Annotated in this window: 16 protein-coding genes, 1 pseudogene and 1 riboswitch; of the genes and pseudogenes, 6 read left to right on the top strand and 11 right to left on the bottom strand. The window is 64.8% G+C overall.

Going from position 1 to position 18,414, the window contains the following annotated elements:
• From J7I79_RS23060 to J7I79_RS23045, 4 genes and pseudogenes are all read right to left on the bottom strand, one after another.
• Window positions 1-1,781: pseudogene (locus J7I79_RS23060) on the bottom strand (glycine dehydrogenase); the annotation flags it as partial.
• Between the two features lie 133 nt (window positions 1,782-1,914).
• Window positions 1,915-2,013, bottom strand: a riboswitch (glycine riboswitch).
• Window positions 2,014-2,093: 80 nt separating this feature from the next.
• Window positions 2,094-2,678: a CdaR family transcriptional regulator gene (locus J7I79_RS23055; RefSeq protein ID WP_251043194.1), complete on the bottom strand. Its 585-nt coding sequence runs from the start codon at window positions 2,676-2,678 to the stop codon at window positions 2,094-2,096.
• A gap of 182 nt (window positions 2,679-2,860) precedes the next feature.
• Window positions 2,861-4,345, bottom strand: a complete 1,485-nt coding sequence (locus tag J7I79_RS23050) for an NCS1 family nucleobase:cation symporter-1 (protein WP_251043193.1) — start codon at window positions 4,343-4,345, stop codon at window positions 2,861-2,863.
• 484 nt (window positions 4,346-4,829) lie between these two features.
• Complete coding sequence (locus J7I79_RS23045) at window positions 4,830-5,864, bottom strand: NAD(P)-dependent alcohol dehydrogenase (RefSeq protein ID WP_214957396.1); 1,035 nt, start codon at window positions 5,862-5,864, stop codon at window positions 4,830-4,832.
• Window positions 5,865-5,968: 104 nt separating this feature from the next.
• Here J7I79_RS23045 and J7I79_RS23040 point away from each other — a divergent pair, with 104 nt between their 5' ends.
• From J7I79_RS23040 to J7I79_RS23030, 3 genes are all read left to right on the top strand, one after another.
• On the top strand, window positions 5,969-6,661 hold the full coding sequence (locus J7I79_RS23040; protein ID WP_311380655.1) for a TetR/AcrR family transcriptional regulator C-terminal domain-containing protein: 693 nt from the start codon (window positions 5,969-5,971) through the stop codon (window positions 6,659-6,661).
• A gap of 61 nt (window positions 6,662-6,722) precedes the next feature.
• Window positions 6,723-7,145 carry an alternative ribosome rescue aminoacyl-tRNA hydrolase ArfB gene (arfB, locus tag J7I79_RS23035; RefSeq protein WP_214957394.1) on the top strand — a complete coding sequence of 141 codons (423 nt, stop codon included), beginning with the start codon at window positions 6,723-6,725 and terminating at the stop codon, window positions 7,143-7,145.
• A gap of 62 nt (window positions 7,146-7,207) precedes the next feature.
• Window positions 7,208-7,693 carry a GNAT family N-acetyltransferase gene (locus J7I79_RS23030; protein ID WP_214957388.1) on the top strand — a complete coding sequence of 162 codons (486 nt, stop codon included), beginning with the start codon at window positions 7,208-7,210 and terminating at the stop codon, window positions 7,691-7,693.
• A 28-nt stretch (window positions 7,694-7,721) separates the two neighbouring features.
• Here J7I79_RS23030 and eda read toward each other — a convergent pair whose 3' ends face one another.
• The 6 genes from eda to J7I79_RS23000 form a co-directional block, all read right to left on the bottom strand.
• A complete protein-coding gene (eda, locus tag J7I79_RS23025) occupies window positions 7,722-8,357 on the bottom strand; it encodes a bifunctional 4-hydroxy-2-oxoglutarate aldolase/2-dehydro-3-deoxy-phosphogluconate aldolase (protein WP_214957380.1) in 636 nt (211 codons plus the stop codon).
• On the bottom strand, window positions 8,350-9,735 hold the full coding sequence (locus J7I79_RS23020; protein ID WP_214957379.1) for a mannitol dehydrogenase family protein: 1,386 nt from the start codon (window positions 9,733-9,735) through the stop codon (window positions 8,350-8,352). Before J7I79_RS23020 ends, eda begins: the two co-directional genes overlap by 8 nt.
• 71 nt (window positions 9,736-9,806) lie before the next feature.
• Complete coding sequence (locus tag J7I79_RS23015; protein WP_214957416.1) at window positions 9,807-10,733, bottom strand: PfkB family carbohydrate kinase; 927 nt, start codon at window positions 10,731-10,733, stop codon at window positions 9,807-9,809.
• A gap of 47 nt (window positions 10,734-10,780) precedes the next feature.
• Window positions 10,781-11,992, bottom strand: a complete 1,212-nt coding sequence (manD, locus tag J7I79_RS23010; protein ID WP_214957378.1) for a D-mannonate dehydratase ManD — start codon at window positions 11,990-11,992, stop codon at window positions 10,781-10,783.
• 81 nt (window positions 11,993-12,073) lie between these two features.
• Window positions 12,074-13,108: an L-idonate 5-dehydrogenase gene (locus J7I79_RS23005; protein ID WP_214957377.1), complete on the bottom strand. Its 1,035-nt coding sequence runs from the start codon at window positions 13,106-13,108 to the stop codon at window positions 12,074-12,076.
• Window positions 13,105-14,487, bottom strand: coding sequence for an MFS transporter (locus J7I79_RS23000; protein ID WP_214957376.1), 1,383 nt, complete (start codon window positions 14,485-14,487; stop codon window positions 13,105-13,107). The genes J7I79_RS23005 and J7I79_RS23000 overlap by 4 nt, the downstream gene beginning before the upstream one ends.
• Before the next feature lie 147 nt (window positions 14,488-14,634).
• Between J7I79_RS23000 and J7I79_RS22995 the strand changes: the two genes are divergently transcribed.
• Window positions 14,635-15,366 (top strand): GntR family transcriptional regulator, encoded by a 732-nt coding sequence (locus J7I79_RS22995; RefSeq protein WP_214957375.1) that lies wholly within the window; start codon window positions 14,635-14,637, stop codon window positions 15,364-15,366.
• A gap of 181 nt (window positions 15,367-15,547) precedes the next feature.
• On the opposite strand, the gene J7I79_RS22990 is transcribed toward J7I79_RS22995, so the two are convergent.
• Window positions 15,548-16,036 (bottom strand): hypothetical protein, encoded by a 489-nt coding sequence (locus J7I79_RS22990; protein WP_214957374.1) that lies wholly within the window; start codon window positions 16,034-16,036, stop codon window positions 15,548-15,550.
• A gap of 551 nt (window positions 16,037-16,587) precedes the next feature.
• On the opposite strand from J7I79_RS22990, the gene J7I79_RS22985 reads away from it, so the two are divergent.
• Both J7I79_RS22985 and J7I79_RS22980 read left to right on the top strand, forming a co-directional pair.
• Window positions 16,588-17,583: a patatin-like phospholipase family protein gene (locus J7I79_RS22985; RefSeq protein WP_214957373.1), complete on the top strand. Its 996-nt coding sequence runs from the start codon at window positions 16,588-16,590 to the stop codon at window positions 17,581-17,583.
• 234 nt (window positions 17,584-17,817) lie between these two features.
• Complete coding sequence (locus J7I79_RS22980) at window positions 17,818-18,144, top strand: Lsr2 family protein (RefSeq protein ID WP_214957372.1); 327 nt, start codon at window positions 17,818-17,820, stop codon at window positions 18,142-18,144.
• Window positions 18,145-18,414: the final 270 nt, after the last annotated feature.

Here is an 18,414-nt window from a genome sequence, read left to right as displayed (position 1 = left end):
ACGTTGCGCTGGTCGTCGCCGCGGGACAGGTGGTAGCCGCGGATGGCCAGCAGGCCGGCGAGCTCGCCCTGGGATCCGGCGTTGGGCTGGATGGACACCTGGTCGTAGCCGGTGATTTCGGTCAGGTCATCTTCCAGACCTTCAATCAATTCGCGCCAGCCCGCTGTCTGGGAGTCCGGAGCAAACGGATGGATCGAGGCAAACTCGGGCCAGGAAATGGCTTCCATCTCGGCCGTGGCGTTCAGCTTCATAGTGCACGAGCCCAGCGGGATCATGGTCCGGTCCAGCGCGAGGTCACGGTCGGACAGCTTGCGGATGTAGCGCAACAGCTGCGTCTCGGAACGGTGCGTGTTGAATACCGGGTGCTGGAGGAAATCGGTCGGGCGGACAACGGAGGCGGGCAGTTCGAACCCGGACGCGGCGCCCACAGGACAGGCGCCGAAGGCGACGGCAACCGCAGAGAGGACCTCCGGCGTCGTCGTCTCATCAACGGAAACCCCGACGGTGTCGGCGTCGATGGCGCGCAGGTTGATGCCGCGCGCTTCGGCGGCGGTGATGACCTTGCCGGCCTTGCCGGGGACGCGGACGGTGAGGGTGTCGAAGAAGGACTCGGAAACGAGCTCGCGGCCGGCCGTCTTGAGCGCGGTGGCGAGGGCACGGGTGTGGTCATGGACCGTTTCGGCGATAGCCTTCAGGCCTTCGGGGCCGTGGTAGACCGCGTACATCGAGGAGACAATGGCCAGCAGCGCCTGTGCCGTGCAGATGTTGGACGTGGCCTTCTCGCGGCGGATGTGCTGCTCGCGGGTCTGCAGTGCCAGACGGTATGCGGGCACTCCAGCGTTGTCCTTGGAGACGCCGACGATGCGGCCGGGAAGCGTGCGCTCCATGCCTTCCCGGACAGCCATGTACGCGGCGTGCGGGCCGCCGAAGAACAGCGGCACGCCCAGGCGCTGCGCTGTTCCGACGGCGATATCGGCGCCCTGCTCCCCCGGAGGCGTGATGAGGGTCAGCGCCAACAGGTCGGCAGCCACGGTAACGAGCGCACCGCGATCCTTGGCTTCAGCAATGACAGCCGACTGGTCCCAGACGCGGCCCGAGACGCCGGGCTGCTGCAGGACGACGCCGTTGATGTCGCCCTCGGGCAGTCCCTTGGAGAGGTCAGCGATCTCGACCTGGAAACCAAGTGCCTCAGCGCGGCCCTTGACGATCGCCACGGTCTGCGGGAGGCAATCGGCATCCAGCACCGTCTTGCCGCTTTGAGCCGTCTTGTTTTTATTGGCGCGGCGCATCAGCAGCACTGCCTCGGCAACTGCCGTGGCTTCGTCCAGCAGGGACGCGTTGGCCACGGGCAGGGCCGTCAGGTCCTGGACCATGGTCTGGAAGTTCAGGAGGGCTTCGAGCCGGCCCTGGGAAATCTCCGGCTGGTAGGGAGTGTACGCCGTGTACCAGGCGGGGGCCTCGAGGATGTTGCGGCGAATGACCGGCGGCGTGAGGGTGTCGTAGTAGCCCTGGCCGATCATCTGCACGGCAGTCTTGTTCTTGGACGCGAGCCGGCGAAGCTCGGCCAGGACCTCGACTTCGCTGAGAGCCGCCGTGCCGCTCGGCAGCGTCAGCGCAGTCTCCTGGCGGATGGAATCGGGGACGGCGATGTCCACCAGGCCGTCGACAGAGTCGTAACCGATGGCCTTGAGCATGGTGTCAACGTCGGCCTGGCGCCGGGCGCCGATGTGCCGGTCCGCGAAGGCGGTGGGGGTTGATTGAACAGTCAAGAGGAACTCCATGATTCAGGCGCCCTGAGCGCCACGATGATGTGGGTTCCTCCCCGCTCTGTATTGGACCTGAGAGATTCCGCGGCATGATTGCCCGCTTGCACCGACGGTGAGCCCGGTTGCCCGGACTGCTTTCCAGAGTTGCCTCGCCGCGGCGGTACATGGGCCTGAGAGATTCCTGGGGAGGATTTGCTCCTACGGCGCCTGACTGGATGTACCGGCAGGACTCTCCCGCCGCAGATCAAAAGCGTGTGCGCCACTCGTGAGTGACGCGGTTCACACTGTAGCGGGTTCTTTCGACCTACGCAAGAGGAACGCCGTCGTCTAGTTGTGCATGGCCTCATGGATTTGAAGCGCAAACCAAAGCTTGGCCAACGTGGACGTTTCGGTCATGTCCAGGCCTGTCAATTCGCTGATTTTTCGGATGCGGTAGATGACGGTTTGCCGGTGAGCGAACAGTGCCGCCGCGGTCTTTTGCCACGACCTCTGCGTGTCCAGGTACGTCCTCAACGTCACGATGAGGTCACCTTCCTGGCTCTGTTCATACGCGAAGATCGGACCCAGCAGCCGTTCCACCAACGCGGTCCCTTCCTCGAAGCTCGTGAGCCCCAGCCAGGAGGGGCCCTCGGCGTACCGGGCCAGATTCATGGCGTTGCCCTTGGCCGCGCCGAGTGCCCACAGAGACTCCTGCAACGCACGCTGGATCCCGGGTGCGGAGGTCGGCGAGCTGAAGCCGATCCGGACCTCGGGACCCGCGCAGTGGACCAAAATATCGTCGGTAACCGCCGCGGACACTGCCACGTGAAGTGTGTTGAAGCGCCGCAGGCAAGCGGCAGGAAAGCCGTGGCGCCACAGTTCGACGTGGACGTTCGCCAGCCGCTCGCCGTCGTCGGCCGATATCGAAACCATCAGGAAATCCTGCGCCGGAACTTCAAAGGCCGTGAGCCGGCTTTCCAGCTCCGCCGTACCCAGGCGACCGTCGACCGCTTGCAACAGGAATTCGCTGGCCAGGCCGAGCCGTGCTCGGGGGCATACCTATGGGCCGTCGATCTGACGTGGGACTGTGCAGCCACCGCTTGGCCGCCGCTTGCTCACCGCGTCTGCGCAACCTGTGTCCATGGTGCGCCCGGGTCGGCTTCTTCGGCGGCAGCGGCGGTGATGGATTCGGCCAGGCTCGTGTCGTTGCGCGAGATGACGTAGTGCACCGCGGCCGCCCCGATTGCTCCGATGAACCAGGAGAACGCCGACAAGGCGCCGAATACGGGAACCAGGGCGAAGACCACCGCCGGGACGGCCGAGACGAGAAACGAGATGACCGCTTTCTGGTTCCAGCCGCCTGTATACGTGTAGTACCCCTGCTCCCTGAACAGGTCCCGAACCAGCACGCGCTGCTTCCGGAGCACGTAGTAGTCGACCATAATGATCCCGAACAGCGGCCCGAGCAGCGCTCCGAGCCCTCCAAGGAAAAGGTTGATCACGACAGGGCTGTTGAACAGGTTCCAGGGCGTAATGATCAGTGCGATCATTGCGGCGATCAGGCCGCCGCGCTTGAAATCGATCCGCGAGGGCCAGGCGTTCGCGAGGTCGTAGGCCGGCGAGACGAAGTTTGCCACGACATTGATTCCCAGCGTTGCGACAGCGAAGGTGACTGCGCCCAGCAGGAGCGCCCAGAGACTGTCGATCCGCCCAACGATCTCTACCGGGTCGTAGATGTACTCCCCGTACACCTTGAAGGTTCCGGCGGTGACAACGACGGAGACCACGGAGAATGCGATGAAATTGACTGGAAGCCCCCACAGGTTCGCCGTGCGCACTGCTTTGCGGGATGGTGCGAATCGGGAAAAGTCGCAGAAGTTGAGCATCAGGGTGGAGAAGTACGTCACCGTCAGGGCCACGGCGGCGAAGAAGGCGTGTGTGACCCCCCACTCGGCACGTCCGCCCGGCAGGTCGAGGGAAATATTCCAACCGGCGTTGATCAGGATGTAAACGACCAACAGGCCCATCACTGCCCAGACGGCCGGACCGGCCCAGTCCTGGAACCTCCGGATGGTCTCCATACCGTTTCGAAGCAAAAGAAGCTGGAGCGACCACATCAACACGAACGCCAGCCAACCCAGGGTGGACTCGCCTAGGAAGTTGTTCTCGGTCAGGCCCCGCAGGTCAGGCCAGATCTTGAGGGCGATGATGATGACCGCCCGGGAGGCCAGCCATGTCTGGATGCCGTACCAGGCAATCGCGACGAGGGCACGGAGCAGGGCGGGGAGGTTGGCGCCGAAGGTTCCAAAGGAAACCCGGGCCAGAACGGGGTAGGGAACTCCCGTCTTCTGGCCCGCATAGCCGGAGAAGTTCATCAGGACAAAAACGATTACGATCCCCGCCACCAGCGCGAGGAACACCTGCCACGCGCCGAGGCCCAACGCGAACAGTCCGGCAGCGAATGTATACCCGCCGAGCGAATGAATGTCCGACATCCACATCGCAAACAGCGAATAGAAACCCCACGTGCGATGTTGGGCCGGTGCCAGGTCTTCGTTGTACAGACGCGGGCTGGCCCCCTGCGGAATGGCGTGAGACATCTGTCCTCGCTTCCCAAACGTTCACACGCTGAGCCTAAGGTGGAAGCTCCTGCCGGAATGGGATCCGCGGGGCATCCACTGGTGCCAATATACTCAGCTTGGCGGTGGGGAAACAGACTACTAAGCGACGCCGCTTCGGGAACCCACCCGCAATCACGAAATCATCCAGGACTGAGCCCGCCCTGGAGCGGCAGATGTGCTGATGGAGCAGTGTGCCGTTCCACACGGGTGTCAGTACGTCCTCCGTTCCGTGGAGGATAAGCGTCGGGGCTTGGATGGAACCGAGCTGGTCCCACGAGTCATGGTTCCGGCTGGCCTCGAAGTGGCGCACAGGCGTTTCCCTCCGCTGGTTGCGGCCAGTACCAGGGGCGAACCCTGTGGGGGTGATCGATGGCGACCCATTGGGGGACCCTGCCCCCCACCGGTGCGGTGCTTTGGCCGCTGTGATGAAGCGCACGCCAATCCTTCAAAGTGGGGTGTCTGCTTAGATGGTGATCGCGATTTTCCCGCGGGCCTTCCCGGCGTCGAAAAAACGCATTGCGTCGGGCACCCGCTCCAGCGGGTAAGTGCGGTCGATGGCGGGCACAAGGGTTCCCACTTCCAGGAGTCCGGCCAGGTGTTCGAGGTCCGCTGAACCTTCTGTGCCAAAAACCATGGTCAGCCGCTGACGGATGAACGGGGACAGGGCGAGTGCGCGCAACTGCCTGTCCATGCTGCCCGTCCAGGACCCGCCTTCCTCGCCGCCCGTGATGACGGCCGTGCCGGTGGGGGTGAGCGCCCGGCGGAGGCGTGACAGGGTGGGGTTGCCGGCGATGTCCAGGATCAGGTCGTAGTGCTCGGCCCCGTCGGCGAAGTCCTGCCTGGTGTAATCGATGACGTGGTCGGCGCCAAGGGCGCGCACCAGGTCCATCTTGGCGGTACTGCAGACGCCGGTGACCACGGCCCCGGCCGCTTTCGCGAGCTGCACGGCGTAACTGCCCACCCCGCCTGAGGCGCCAAGGACCAGCACCTTTTGCCCTCGCGTTATTTGTCCGGCGGTGCGGAGAGCCTGCAGGGCGGTGCAGGCGGACACCGGGACCACCGACGCCTGTTCGAAACTGATGTTCGCCGGTTTACGGGCGAGCTGGCTTTCCCGGGCACGGGCATACTCGGCGAAGGGGCCCTTCCCGACACCGAAGACCTGGTCCCCGGCGGCGAACCGGCTGACGGCGGGCCCAACAGCCGTCACGGTGCCGGCCAAATCCAGCCCCGGAACAGGGTTTTTGGGGGCGCGGATGCCGTAGGCCAGACGCAGCGCGTAGGGCAAGCCCGTGGTGACATGCCAGGTCCCCCGGTCAAGCCCTGCCGCGTGGACCCGAACCAGTACTTCGTCATCTGCAATGGTCGGCTTGGGAATCCTGGCCATGTGCAGGACGTCGGCGGAGCCGTAGGCCTCCTGCACGATGGCCCGCATGAGCACCTCCGGCGCTTCCGGGCCGCCCGAACGAGGAGTCTCCTGAGCTTGCTGACCAGAGGTCATGGCCGTTCCTTTCAAACATTTTGGAGGAGGCAGCCCACGGATTCGTACGCTGTACCAAGAGGGTATCGTACAATGTACTAAACCGCTATGGCCAAGGAGTCTCAGTGCCGACCACTACCCCGCCAGTCCCCCAAAAGCGAGTTCCGCTCAGCCAGGAGAGAGTGCTCGAATGTGCCTTGGCCCTCGCCGACGAGTCGGGAATCGCCGCGCTCACCATCCGCTCGCTGGCCCAGCGAATGGGCACCAAGCCCATGTCGCTCTACTACTACGTGGCCAACAAGGACGAGATCCTGGACGGCATCGTGGACCTCGTTTTCAGCGAAGTCGAACTGCCTTCCCCCGCGGGCGACTGGCGGGAGGAAATGACCCGGAGGGCGCACGGGATGCGCGAAGCGCTCAAACGCCACCCGTGGGCGGTCGGGCTGCTCGAAAGCCGCGCCTCCCCCGGCGCGGCGACACTGCGCCATCACGACGCAACACTGGGCACACTAAGGGCAGCGGGCTTTTCTGTTCAGCTGACAGCCCACGCCTACGCCCTGCTCGACAGCTACATCTACGGTTTCGCCCTCCAGGAAGCCGCCCTGCCCTTTGACGGCCGGGACACCGCCGCCGAGATCACGACGCCGATCCTTGAGCGTTTCTCGACCGGCGAATACCCACACATGGTGGAGATAGCCGTGGAACACGTCCTCAAGCCAGGTTACGACTTCGGGGATGAGTTCGGCTTCGGGCTGAACCTCATTCTTGACGGCCTCAGCCGGTCGATTGAAACCAGTGGCTCAGACCCGAAGCAATAGCAGCGCAGTTGGTGAACCGGTGGGGTAGGGAATCCCCGCCATATCGTGCAACGCTGGTTGCATGGATCTGGAAGTGTCGCCTGCCCTCACGATTCCCGCGTCGGAACTCGGCTGGCGGTTCTCGCGTTCGTCCGGGCCAGGCGGTCAACACGTCAACACCTCGGACAGCCGTGTCGAACTTTCGTGGAACGTCGGCGACTCCGCGGTGCTTTCGGACGGCCAACGGCTGATGCTGCTCACGCGCCTCGGACGGCGACTCATCGCCGGGGTAATCACCGTGACCGCCTCCGAGCAGCGCTCCCAGCTGCGCAATCGCGAAATCGCCCTGGCCAAGCTCGCCGTTCTCGTGGCAGAGGGTCTTGCTCCCGAAGCAGCGCCCCGCCGGCCAACCAAACCCACCCGGGGCTCGAACCGCCGTCGCCTGGCCGCAAAAGAACAGCGGGCCGCGACGAAAAGGCAACGACAACGGCCGTCCGCCGAGTAGCGCCGTCCGGTGCGCGCCGCCAGACTTTCGCATCAGCTGGTTGGACCAGTAAATTTGAGGCGATGATTCACATAGCCCACGATGACCCCGCACGCCGGGACGTCCGCCAACTCCTGAGCGAGCACCTGGCGGATATGTTCGCGACCTCGCCGGCCGAAAGTGTGCACGCGCTGGACCATTCAGCGCTGTCCGGACCGTCAATCACTTTTTGGACCGCCCGCGAGGAAGGCGAGCTCCTGGGGTGCGGCGCGCTGAAAATCCTCAATTCCCCGCACAGCTCCGAGAAGCACGGCGAAATCAAGTCCATGCGCACCACTGCAAGTGCGCGGGGGCGCGGCGTCGCCACCCTGGTGCTCAGGCACATCCTGGACGAAGCCCGGAGCCGGGACTACGGACGCATCTATCTTGAGACGGGAACCGAGGAGTATTTCGCTCCCGCATGGCGGCTGTACGCCCGCAACGGATTCACCGAATGCCCGCCCTTTGCCGACTACGCCCTCGATCCAAACAGCGTTTTCATGGAACTCCGCCTCGGCGCAAAACACTGACGCAATAGTCAGCGTCCCGTCGCCGCCGTCAGTCCAGAGCTGCCGTTAGTCCAGCAGCTTCCCGCGCGAGCCTGGTGATCTGCCGCCAGTCCCCGTTTTCGACGGCGCCACGTGGTGTGAGCCAGCTGCCGCCCACGCAGGAGACGTTCGGCAACGCCAGGTATGCCGGTGCAGAGCTGAGGCTGACGCCACCCGTCGGGCAGAACTGCACCTGCGGGATGGGTGCCCCGATTGCGGAGAGGTAGTCCGGGCCGCCCGCTGGTCCGGCAGGGAAGAACTTCATGGCCGTCAGCCCGCTCTCCAGGACCTGCATGACCTCCCCTACGGTGGCAACACCCGGCAGGATGGGCACGCTGAGCGTCAGCAAATGGCCCAGCAGGGACGGGGTTACGCCGGGGCTGACCAGGAACTGGGCTCCGGCGGCGACGGCGGCATTGGCCTGGGCCGGAGTAAGGACGGTACCGGCACCAACGATGATGTCCGGCACCTCGTCGGCAATGCGTTTGAGCGAGGTGAGGGCGTTCTCCGTCCGCAGGGTGAGCTCGATGATGCCGACGCCGCCTTCGGCCAGTGCCCGGGCAACGGGAACAGCGCTGCGGGGGTCATCGATGGTCACGACCGTTATGACGGGCGAAACGCGCAGGATGCTGGTGGCATCAGCCATGGTTGATTTCATTTCTCAGGCCGTCCAGCCCGTGGGTGTCGATGATGCGGTACCAGTGGATGAGGAGGTCGGCGAAGCCCTGGTGTGCTGCCAGTCCGCCGTCGAAGATGCTGCGGCAGCCGAGGAGCGCCGGGACCACGGTTGCCGCTGTGCGGGTCGCCGGCAGTAGGTCGTTGAGGTCCTGCGCGAGTGGATCGTTCAGCTCCGCTGCGGGGGTGGAGGCAACGCGGTGCATCCAGGCCGCCACAGCCAGGGCGGCCCACCGGGGCTCGCGGCCGGCGTCCAGGCTGCCGCGGACCGTGGTCAACAGCCGCAGCCCGATCTTCTGGGAGCCGTCGCTTCCCACCTTGGCCGTGGTGTGTCCCAGTGCGGGATTTGCGAAACGGCTGAGCACCTGCGCGCAGTACGTTGTGCCGTCCATCCCGGCTGGAAGGCTGATCGTGGGGAGGGCGTCCTCCGCCATCATGCGGCTGCACGCGGTACGGAACGCGTCCTCCCCCACGGCGTCACTGATGGTGGCCTTTCCCGTTGCCAGCCCAAGGTACGCCAGCATGGAATGGCTGGCGTTGAGCAGGCGCAGTTTGGCCGCTTCCCAGGCGGCAACGTCGGAGCTGAAGAGCGCCCCGGCGTCTTCCCAGCGCGGGCGGCGCGAAGTGAAGTTGTCCTCGATCACCCACTGCAGGAACGGTTCGGCCACCACGGCAGCCTCGTCCCGGAGGCCCAGTTCGCGTTCGACGGCGTCAAGGTCACCTGCCGTGGTTGCCGGCACCATCCGGTCCACCATCGTGCTCGGGAAGGACACGTTTGCCGCAAGCCATGACAGCAGCGGATCGGCTTCCTTGGCGGGCAAGGCGGCGGCGAAGGCATGCACGAGATTCCGGGTGAGCTCACCGTTGCCTGGAAGGTTGTCGCACGAGACCACGGTGAGGGGTCCGGCGTCGGCGCGGGCGCGCCGCTGGATGCCCCGGGCGATCTGTCCGATGGCGGTCTGCGGCGCCTGTCCGGCGAGGTCGGCCTGCACCTGGTCGTCGGCGGTGTTGAGCGTCCCGGTGCGCGGATCGATCCGGTAGCCCTTTTCCGTGACGGTCAACGTGACCACCGACGTCGAAGGCGCGGCAATGCGCTCTGTCACCGTGCCGGGGTGGTCCCGCCCGGAAAGAGCCTCAACGATGCTCGACACGACTCTGACCGGCGCAGCGCCGCTTCCGCGTTCGGTGACGGTGAAGAGACAGTCCTGGGGCGCCAGCTGGCGCGCCACCGTGTCGGAACGCTGGGTCACGCCGGTGATTCCCCATCCAAAATCACCGGAGGACCGCATGGCGTTTTCGGTCAGCACGGCCGTGTGGGCGCGGGCAAAGGCACCCAGTCCAAGGTGCACGATTCCGGGACGCAGGGCATCGCGGGGAAACAGGGGCTGCCGGGTTCCGAGCGTCGCAAGTGTGGCGTTGCTTAGGCGTGCGATGTCAGTTCTCCTTCAGCGGCCCGGTGGGCGTGGGCATTGGTTTGTTCGAAGGTAGGGATCAGCCCCGTGCCGCCCTTGCCGCCGACCACCAGCGACGCGGCGGCCGCACCGTACCTGGCCGCTACGGGGAGGCTGTCGCCGAGGACCATCCTGGCGGTCAGGGTGCCGACGAAGGCGTCGCCCGCTCCGGTCTGGTCCACCACCGAGGGCGCCGGAATGGCCTCGACCCAGGACGAAAGTTGATCGCCCTCGAGCTGGATTCCGTCTGCCCCGCAGGTCACGGCCACGTTCGCGGCCCCGAGGCCGCGGAGCTTGTCGGCCGCTTCCTTTGGCGTGGCGCAGTCCAACAGTGCGGAGGTTTCCCCGGGGAAGGACGGGGTGACCAGAAAGGTCCGCGGTGCCAGTTCAGCGAGCAGGGCAGCCGCTTCCTCTGCGCTCGCCAACTGCGGCCGGAAGTTGGGATCGAAAATGAAGCGGCGGGACAGTGCCGACGCCTTGAGGACCGCGGCCCGAGAGGAAGGTGAAATCGCGCAGGCGATCCCGCCGGCGATCACCGCCTTAGCTGTTGAGAAGACCGCGGCGTCAACGTCTTCCGCGGAAAGAGTGGAGCCCACGCTTCCCGTGCGGGCGTAGGAGAACTCGCGCTGACCCTCCGGGTCGGAGTGCACCAGATATACCCCTTGCTGCCCCGTCCTGAACTTCAACAGGTCAGGGGAAATGCCGAGTTCCCGGATCCTGGCGGCGATCGCCTGGCCGAGGTCGTCGTCGGGCAGTACGGACAGCAGACCAACGCGCGCACCGGCCGCCGCGGCGGCAGCGGCGACGTTGAGAGCGTCGCCGGATATGCCCAGCTGAGCCGGAACACCGTGGCCGAAGGGGAGGTCGGTGGCCACCTCCAGCAGGATTTCACCCATCACGACGACGTCGAACGGCTGGCTGTGGTTCCTTTGCGTTGCGTCGTTCACCAGTCGTGCACCGACCCGTCCAGGCGGCGGTTAATGGGCAGGTACTTGGGTTCGAACGGGAAGGCCGCGGCGGCCTTCTCGTTGAATTCCACTCCGAGCCCGGGGGCTTCACCGGGGTGCATGTAGCCGTCATTGAAGGTGTAGGAGGTCTTGAAGACCTCGTTGGCGGGGTCGCGGTGGCCCATGTACTCCTGGACTCCGAAGTTGGGGATGCTCATGTCCACATGCAGGGCAGCGGCAAACGAGACCGGCGAGAGATCACCGGCGCCGTGGGAACCGGAGCGGATTCCGTACAGGTCGGCCAGGGAGAAGATCCGCCGCAGGTGGGTGATGCCGCCGGCATGCGATACGGAGGTCCGGATATAGTCGATCAGCCGCTCGGTGATCAGCTGCTGGCAATCCCAGATCGAGTTGAACACCTCGCCCACGGCGATGGGCGTGGTGGTGTGCTGGCGGATCAGGCGGAACGCGGACTGGTCCTCGGCTGGGGTGGGGTCCTCAATCCAGAACGGGCGGTACTGTTCCAGGGACGCACCCAGCCGGCCGGCCTCGATCGGGGTCAGACGGTGGTGGACGTCGTGGAGGACGTGGACGCCGTAGCCGAACTGTTCCCGCACGTGCGCCATCATCTTCGGCGCGAAGTCCAGGTACGACGTGGTCTCCCACATGTCCTCCTGCGGCACGTTGCCGCTGGCAGGTTCATACGTTTTGCCGTCCACCGGTGCGATTCCGTACGTCTTCTCCAGCCCCGGAACTGCAGCCTGGGCACGGATTGCTTTGTATCCCAGGTCGAGGTGGTGCTGGAAATCGGTGCCCAGGTCCTCCAAGGTTGACCCGCTGGCGTGGCCGTAGACCATCACGCCCTCGCGGGCGGCACCGCCCAGGAGTTCGTAGACCGGCATGCCGGCGGCTTTGCCCTTGATGTCCCAGAGCGCGACGTCGATCGCGGCGATCGCCGTCATGGTCACCGGTCCGCGGCGCCAGTAGGCGCCCTTGTAGAAGTACTGCCATGCGTCCTCGATCCGGCGTGCGTCGCGGCCGATCAGCAGCGGGCAGAGGTGCTCGGAGAGATAGGACGCTACCGCCAGTTCGCGGCCGTTGAGGGTGGCGTCGCCGATGCCGGTGAGGCCGTCCTCGGTTTCGATTACGAGCGTGACGTAGTTCCGTCCTGGCGACGAAACCACCACGCGGGCGTCGGTGATCTTCACTGGTTGGTCCTTCGGTGTGTGGGGAAATTGCAAGTAGGTAGCAGCATGTGTCGTTTTGAGCCTCCAAAACGACATCTGCTGCTACTCAGTTGGGCTGAGCCGGAGCATGACTTTGCTGCTTCCCGACGCCGGGTCGGCAGAGACGCGCATGGCTTCCTCGGCCTGGTCGATGCCGAACCTGTGGGTGATGACCGGGGAAACATCCAGCCCGTCGGCCATGGCGCGAAGGGCGTCGCCGATCTCGTCCACGAACCGGTAGGACCCGATCCACGTGATCTCCCGCGTCACCAGGTCACCCAGGGCGGCGGGTGCAGGTGCCCCGGGAAGGTTGCCCACCTGGACCAGGGTTCCGCCGCGGGCGGTGGCCCGGAGGACGCCGCCCAGCACTGCGGGGATGCCGGTGGCTTCGAACACCAGCTCCATGTCTTCGGGCAGGGCCCCGCCGCCGGAGACGTTCAAGACTTCGTCAGCGCCCATGGCTTTGGCGATCCGCAGCGAAGCGTCGTTGATGTCCGTGGCGATGACGGTCCTTGCGCCGGCGAACTTGGCCGCCGCGACAACCAGCGAACCGATCGGACCGGCCCCGTTGACCAGGACGTCCCGGCCGGCAAGGGATCCTGCCCGGCTGACGGCGTGCATGGCGACGGCGAGCGGTTCGGCGAGGGCACCGCGCAGGGTGTCCACGCCGTCGGGCAGTGGGCGGATCTGCGATGCCCTGGCGAGCTTGCGCTCGCTGAACCCGCCGTCGGTGTGCGGATCGAAAGCCGCCGAACCGAAGTACCTGATGCGGGGGTAGAGGTTGGTCCGGCCCTTGAGGCGTTCCGGCATGGTCCCGTCCCCGACCAGTTCCGCGGGATGCACGGTGACCGGCTGGCCGACGGCGAGGTTGTCGACGCCGGTGCCGAGCTGGGCGATCCGGCCGGCCACCTCGTGGCCGAGGACGAGAGGCGACTTCAGGGCCGCGGTCCCGGAGGCGCCGTGGCGCCAGTACGAGAGGTCCGAGCCGCAGATCCCGCCCCATTCGACGTCGATGACCACCTCGCCGGGTCCTGCGACGGGATCCGGACGGTTGTCGATGCGGAGGTCGTTTGCTCCGTGGACTACGACGGCTTTCATACGGCGTCTTCCAGGCGGACCATGTCGCGGCCGCGGACTTCGGGTCCCACGAAGGCGGAAATCAGGGTGATCAGGGAGTAGGCGATGAGCATCGCGGCGAGCGGCCACCAGTGGCCGGTGATCGCGGTAAGGGTGGCGGCCAGCAGCGGGCCGATGGCGGTGGCGAGAATGCCGCCGATTTCCTTGGCAAGTGCGAGCTGGGTGAACCGGGTGCGGGCTCCGAAGAACTCGGCCATGGTGACGCTTTCCATGGCGAAGAGGCTCAGGACGCCGAGGTTCAGGCCGACCACCATGGCCACAGTGATCAGGTTGGTGTTGCCGCTGGTGACCATAAGCATCATGGGGATGGCGAACAGTGCCGTGAGTGCACTCAGCACCAGGTACAGCGGTCTCCGGCCGAAACGGTCACCGAGCAGGCCCATCACCGGGATGGTGAGGAAGCCGAGCAGTGAGCCGTACATGATGGCGCTGGTGCCGACGCTCTTGTCGACCAGGAGAACAGTGGCGAGGTACCCGACGAGGAAGGTCTGGACCAGCCCGGAGTTGCCGGCCTGGCCGAAGCGCAGGCCCAAGGCGATGAGGAAGGCCTTTCCTTTTCGCTGATGCAGGGCGGCTTCGATGGTGCTGGTGTTGACGAGCTCTTCCGCCGCGGTGATTTCCTGCTTGGACAGCGCCACGCCGTCCACTACGTCGGCGCGCTGTTCGAAGACGGGGCTTTCCTTGAGCGAGCGACGGACCCAAACGGCGAAGATCATCAGGACGAAGCTGAGCAGGAACGGAATGCGCCAGCCCCAGCTCAGGAGCTGGTCTTCGGGCAGGGTGGAGACGAGGATTGCCCAGATGGCGGAGGCGGCGAGGGTTCCGGAGTTGGTGCCGAGGCAGACGAGGGAGGAGATGAGGCCGCGGCGGCGGGCCGGAGCGAACTCGGCGAGCATTACGGTGGCGCCGGCGATCTCGGCGCCGGCGCCGAAGCCCTGGGCCAGACGCAAGGCAACCAGCATGATGGGGGCCCAGATACCGATCATTGCGTAGGTGGGGAGAACACCGATGAGGGTGGTGGACGCACCCATCAGGGCGATCGTGATGAAGAGAACCTTCTTGCGGCCGATCCTGTCCCCCATGCGGCCGAAGTAGATGGCACCTGCGAGGCGGGCAACGTAGCCCACGCCGTAGGTGGCCATGGCGGCAATCAGGCCAATGATTGGGCTGACCTCGGGGAAGAAGAGCTTGTTGAAGACGATGGCTGCTGCCAGCGAGTACAGCTGGAAGTCCATGAATTCCATGGCGGTTCCCAGCCAGCCGGAAACGGCAACCTTTGCCAGTTCCTTGGTGGGTTTTGCTTCCGGTTTGGTGCTGGGCGGCGCGATGCTCTCAGTCATCTGATGCTCCTTTGCAGGCGATGAAAAACGAAGGGGAGAGTTGAACGGGCGAAGGCCGGGTTCTCTGCATTGTGACCGGCGGCACCTCGCTAACTACTACCATACAAGCACTACCATTCTAGTGTGTCAAGGGAATAGACTGAGGACATGGCCTCCGACAAACATGGCAAGGGACAGCCGCCGCGGCTGTCCGTGCGTGACCAGACCTTGGAAACACTGCGGCGTCGCATTATTTCCCTCCAGCTCCCCCCGGGTGAACCACTCTCGGAGAACGAGCTTGCGCAGGAACTGGGCGTCAGCCGCACCCCCGTGCGCGAGAGCCTGATCCTGCTCAGGGAAGAGGGACTCGTCCAGGTCTACCCGCAGATTGGTTCCTTCGTCTCGCTCGTGGACCTGGGACGGGTCTCCGAAGCGCAGTTCGTTCGCGAGGCCATCGAATGTGCGTCACTGCGCGACCTCGCCGTCGACAGTGCAGGCATTGCGGGACTTCGCGTGATTCTCCACGGCCAAACGGAAGCTGATGCCCACAGCGACGTTGAGGAGTTCTTCCGGCTCGACGAGGATTTCCACCGCGAGCTCCTCCGGCTTGCAGGGCACGAATCCGCCTGGGCTGCTGTCAACTCCGCCAAAGCGCACCTCGACCGCGCGCGGCGCCTGAGCCTACTGGACACGAGGCCTATCGCAACGCTGATCCAGCAACACACCGCAGTGGTGGACGCCCTTGAAGCCAACAACCTGACAGACGCCGACAGCTCCCTCCGCCTGCACCTGCGAGGCGTTTTTGAGGATGTTCAACGGATCCAGCAGGCCACTCCGCAGCTCTTTTCCGACGGGGCAATCCTGCGGCCCACCCGCCGAAGCGTCGCCCGCCTGACCTGATCAGCACCCCTTCCTGCAGGCCTGGTCAGCTGGGGCTTAGGCTACTCTTCCTCAATTCCCGATGATAAGGGCGCATCCGGTGACAACCAGTCCGAGTGGCGTCGCCGAGAGGTTCGCCGCTGCGTGGAACGCGGCTGATCCGGTAGCACCGGCTCCCTGACGGCGAACGGCAACGAACGGCTCAATGTCCGCTCATCGCCAAGCAGCCGCCGTCCAATATGGCCCCTCCCGTGGAAATAGTGGCGGTGCCGTCCTGACTGACGAAGCCGGTGAGGCACCCACCATTCGCCGCGGCCCCGAAGCGGATACCGATGCCGACATCATCAGTTTGCACTTCTCGTTCATCGATGCCGACCGACTCCAGGGCCTTCCTAACGTCGGCTACGGTGGCTGGCTGCTGCAGCGATTCGAGAGCCGTCCGTGCGGGTTCGACGTAGGCAGCGAGCAGCGCACGGGTCTGCGCACTGATCGTTCGCTGTTCGCGGTAGCGTTCGTTCTCCCTCATTGCGGCGTCAGGGTCATAAGCGGCACATTGTTGCGGATCAGGCATTTCGTCGACTCGCGGACACGCCGCGGTGGGACTCTGCGAGGGCGTGCCCGTGCCGGATAGAGGCCCCGTGTCCGGGGCGGCACATCCGGCCAGCGAGACGCCCACCATGGTCAATGCCATAATCATGACTTTGGCAGCGGCGCGGATGGAGACGCCCGGCCGGTTCCGTGCCATTGAAGCTGCAGCCTGTCTGTGCAGCCCTGACTGTGTAAGCATGCTTCGCTTCCTGGTCTTGTCGGTCGGGACTGGGCAATACCGATCGCCGCTGCGGTGGCCCCTGTCCCTGGACTGCTGTAACAGTGGCTTTAATCCATCGATTCTACAAAACGTATCCTGGCAGGACGGGGCGGTCTCGCTCGGCCGAAGCTCACGCCAGCCGCCGCGACACAAAGCGGCCCCAATGGCAACCGTGCAGACGGCATCGGCCTCCCTAATTCGGCCCATCACAGGCGAGGGTGTAGCGTTCGACAGCGACACGGCACTCGGCCTGACGCCGATTGCGCGCTCGCGCCGCCGGGTGCTAGCGTCTTAACGATCGTGATCTATCGGCAGGAGGTGAGTCCCATGAACGCAGTATCCGCAATGGGTGCTCCCCTGCAGTCCACGATCGCGCGACTGAGCTAGTCGCCACCGGGAGCGCCTCACCAGGCAATTCGCGAAAGGCGACTCCCATGAACACAACACCTTCTTCACCTCTGCACTCCATTTCGGTGACGGCCTCCGACCTGCCGAGGTCCGGCAAGGATCAGCCGGAGGTCGACGCCACAAAACCGGTACGCGCCGCGGGCGAGCGAGCGTTGGTCCTCGGTGGCGGCGGATCGACAGGCAACGCGTGGCTGATCGGCGTCATCGCCGGCCTCTTCGATGCCGGGCTGGACGTGACCACAGCCGATCTGACCATCGGGACGTCAGCCGGCTCGACTGCTGCTGCCCAGCTAGCTGGAGCCGCCCCGACTCAGCTGCTTGCCGCCATCGTTGCCGCTGCCCCCCGGCAACCAACGGGTCCGGTCGGATCCGACCGAGGACGCGTTCCGATCAGGCCGGTGACGGACCACATGGAAAGGATAAGCAAAATCATCGCCTCCGCCGAGGATGCGGCTGACATGCGCCGCAGATTGGGTGCGGCGGCACTCGACATGGATGCTGCATCGGACGGCTCCTGGCAAACACAGTGGCGCGCCACCGTCGCCTCGCGGCTTCCCAGTCAGCGCTGGCCGCAACGAACAGTGCTCATCACGGCGGTCAATGCCCGTACCGGTGAACCGGTTGTGTTCGACCGCCACAGCGGAATCGACCTGGCGGACGCCGTCGCCGCCAGCTGCGCCAGTGGCCTTCCCTACAGGATCGGGGACAACCGATACATCGACGGCGGTTACCGATCCAACGCCGAGAACGCCGATCTGGCGGCTGGATACGCGCGGGTGCTGGTGCTGTCACCCTTCGGCGGCAGATCACTGGCGCCGGTGGACTGGGGCATGCATCTCGCAGCACAGGTCGACGAGCTGTGCGCACGCGGCAGCAGAGTCGAAACGATCTTCCCGGACAGCAACTCCGAGCACATGTTCGGCGTCAATGCGATGGATCTGTCGCTGCGTCCGCCCGCGGCACGGGCCGGTTACGGGCAAGGCAGAGCCCTTGCCGAGCAGTTCGCGGAGTTCTGGCGCTGACGCCCATGAAGCCAGTCGACTCTGTAGGCGTGACGACCTTGCTTCTGCTTCGGCGGCAACCTCGCCAACTACATCGCCAGTTCGCTTCTGGAGACCGGCTGGCTCAGGCCCCGACTACACTCTCGATCACGAAGAGACGCATAATTCCTCAGCCGAAATTCACCGCCTCGTTTCTCGAATTAGGCAATATCGATACCGGATTTGTTTCAGGCAATAAGTGATAACCTGACGGGCATGGCAAAACGAGTAATAACCACGCTTGAAGATGATCTTGACGGTTCTGAAGCGAATGAAACAATCAATTTCTCTATCGACGGCACGGAATATGAGATTGATCTCAATGATGCCCACGCCAATGAACTGCGCGCGGCAATGAACAAGTACACCTCCGTCGCGCGCAAGACAGCCGGACGCGCCAGACCGGCGCGGAAACCCGGTGCCGGGACCGGTGGCAACGACACCAAGGCTGTCCGTGCCTGGGCGATTGAAAACGGCATCGCCATCAGCAGTCGGGGCCGCGTGCAGGCTGACGTGATGGCGCGCTACGAAGCAGCCCACTAGGTAACACCTGCAACAACTCACTCCTCGATAAGAATTGAACAAAAGAATCAGGACCGAAGGCTAGTTTGCCTTGGTCCTGATTCCTTTAAATCGAGCCCTGATCCATGACCTAAGACGGGGATCTGACGGCGGCGGATCGCCCGGCTAGGATATCTATTCTTCCGGTCGATTTCCCGGCAAAGAAATTGGCGAAGCTCCGGTCAAATAGCGGTTGACCGAAGCTTCGATCCATTATGCCCGGCTGAACCTTAAGGTTTGCTGGGAATGCGG

The organism is Arthrobacter sp. ISL-69, assembly GCF_018613775.1.
Taxonomy (GTDB): Bacteria; Actinomycetota; Actinomycetes; order Actinomycetales; family Micrococcaceae; genus Arthrobacter.
The sequence above is the reverse complement of the archived record's forward strand: the minus strand, read 5'-3'. Positions and strand labels throughout refer to the sequence as shown.

Excerpts from the sequence above, each read along its gene's own strand:
- J7I79_RS23055 (WP_251043194.1), bottom strand. The coding sequence starts at position 2,678 with ATGGTTTCGATATCGGCCGACGACGGCGAGCGGCTGGCGAACGTCCAC.
- J7I79_RS23050 (WP_251043193.1), bottom strand. The coding sequence starts at position 4,345 with ATGTCTCACGCCATTCCGCAGGGGGCCAGCCCGCGTCTGTACAACGAA.
- J7I79_RS23045 (WP_214957396.1), bottom strand. The coding sequence starts at position 5,864 with ATGACCTCTGGTCAGCAAGCTCAGGAGACTCCTCGTTCGGGCGGCCCG.
- arfB (WP_214957394.1), top strand. The coding sequence starts at position 6,723 with ATGGATCTGGAAGTGTCGCCTGCCCTCACGATTCCCGCGTCGGAACTC.
- J7I79_RS23030 (WP_214957388.1), top strand. The coding sequence starts at position 7,208 with ATGATTCACATAGCCCACGATGACCCCGCACGCCGGGACGTCCGCCAA.
- eda (WP_214957380.1), bottom strand. The coding sequence starts at position 8,357 with ATGGCTGATGCCACCAGCATCCTGCGCGTTTCGCCCGTCATAACGGTC.
- J7I79_RS23015 (WP_214957416.1), bottom strand. The coding sequence starts at position 10,733 with ATGGGTGAAATCCTGCTGGAGGTGGCCACCGACCTCCCCTTCGGCCAC.
- J7I79_RS23005 (WP_214957377.1), bottom strand. The coding sequence starts at position 13,108 with ATGAAAGCCGTCGTAGTCCACGGAGCAAACGACCTCCGCATCGACAAC.
- J7I79_RS23000 (WP_214957376.1), bottom strand. The coding sequence starts at position 14,487 with ATGACTGAGAGCATCGCGCCGCCCAGCACCAAACCGGAAGCAAAACCC.
- J7I79_RS22995 (WP_214957375.1), top strand. The coding sequence starts at position 14,635 with ATGGCCTCCGACAAACATGGCAAGGGACAGCCGCCGCGGCTGTCCGTG.
- J7I79_RS22990 (WP_214957374.1), bottom strand. The coding sequence starts at position 16,036 with ATGGCATTGACCATGGTGGGCGTCTCGCTGGCCGGATGTGCCGCCCCG.
- J7I79_RS22985 (WP_214957373.1), top strand. The coding sequence starts at position 16,588 with ATGAACACAACACCTTCTTCACCTCTGCACTCCATTTCGGTGACGGCC.
- J7I79_RS22980 (WP_214957372.1), top strand. The coding sequence starts at position 17,818 with ATGGCAAAACGAGTAATAACCACGCTTGAAGATGATCTTGACGGTTCT.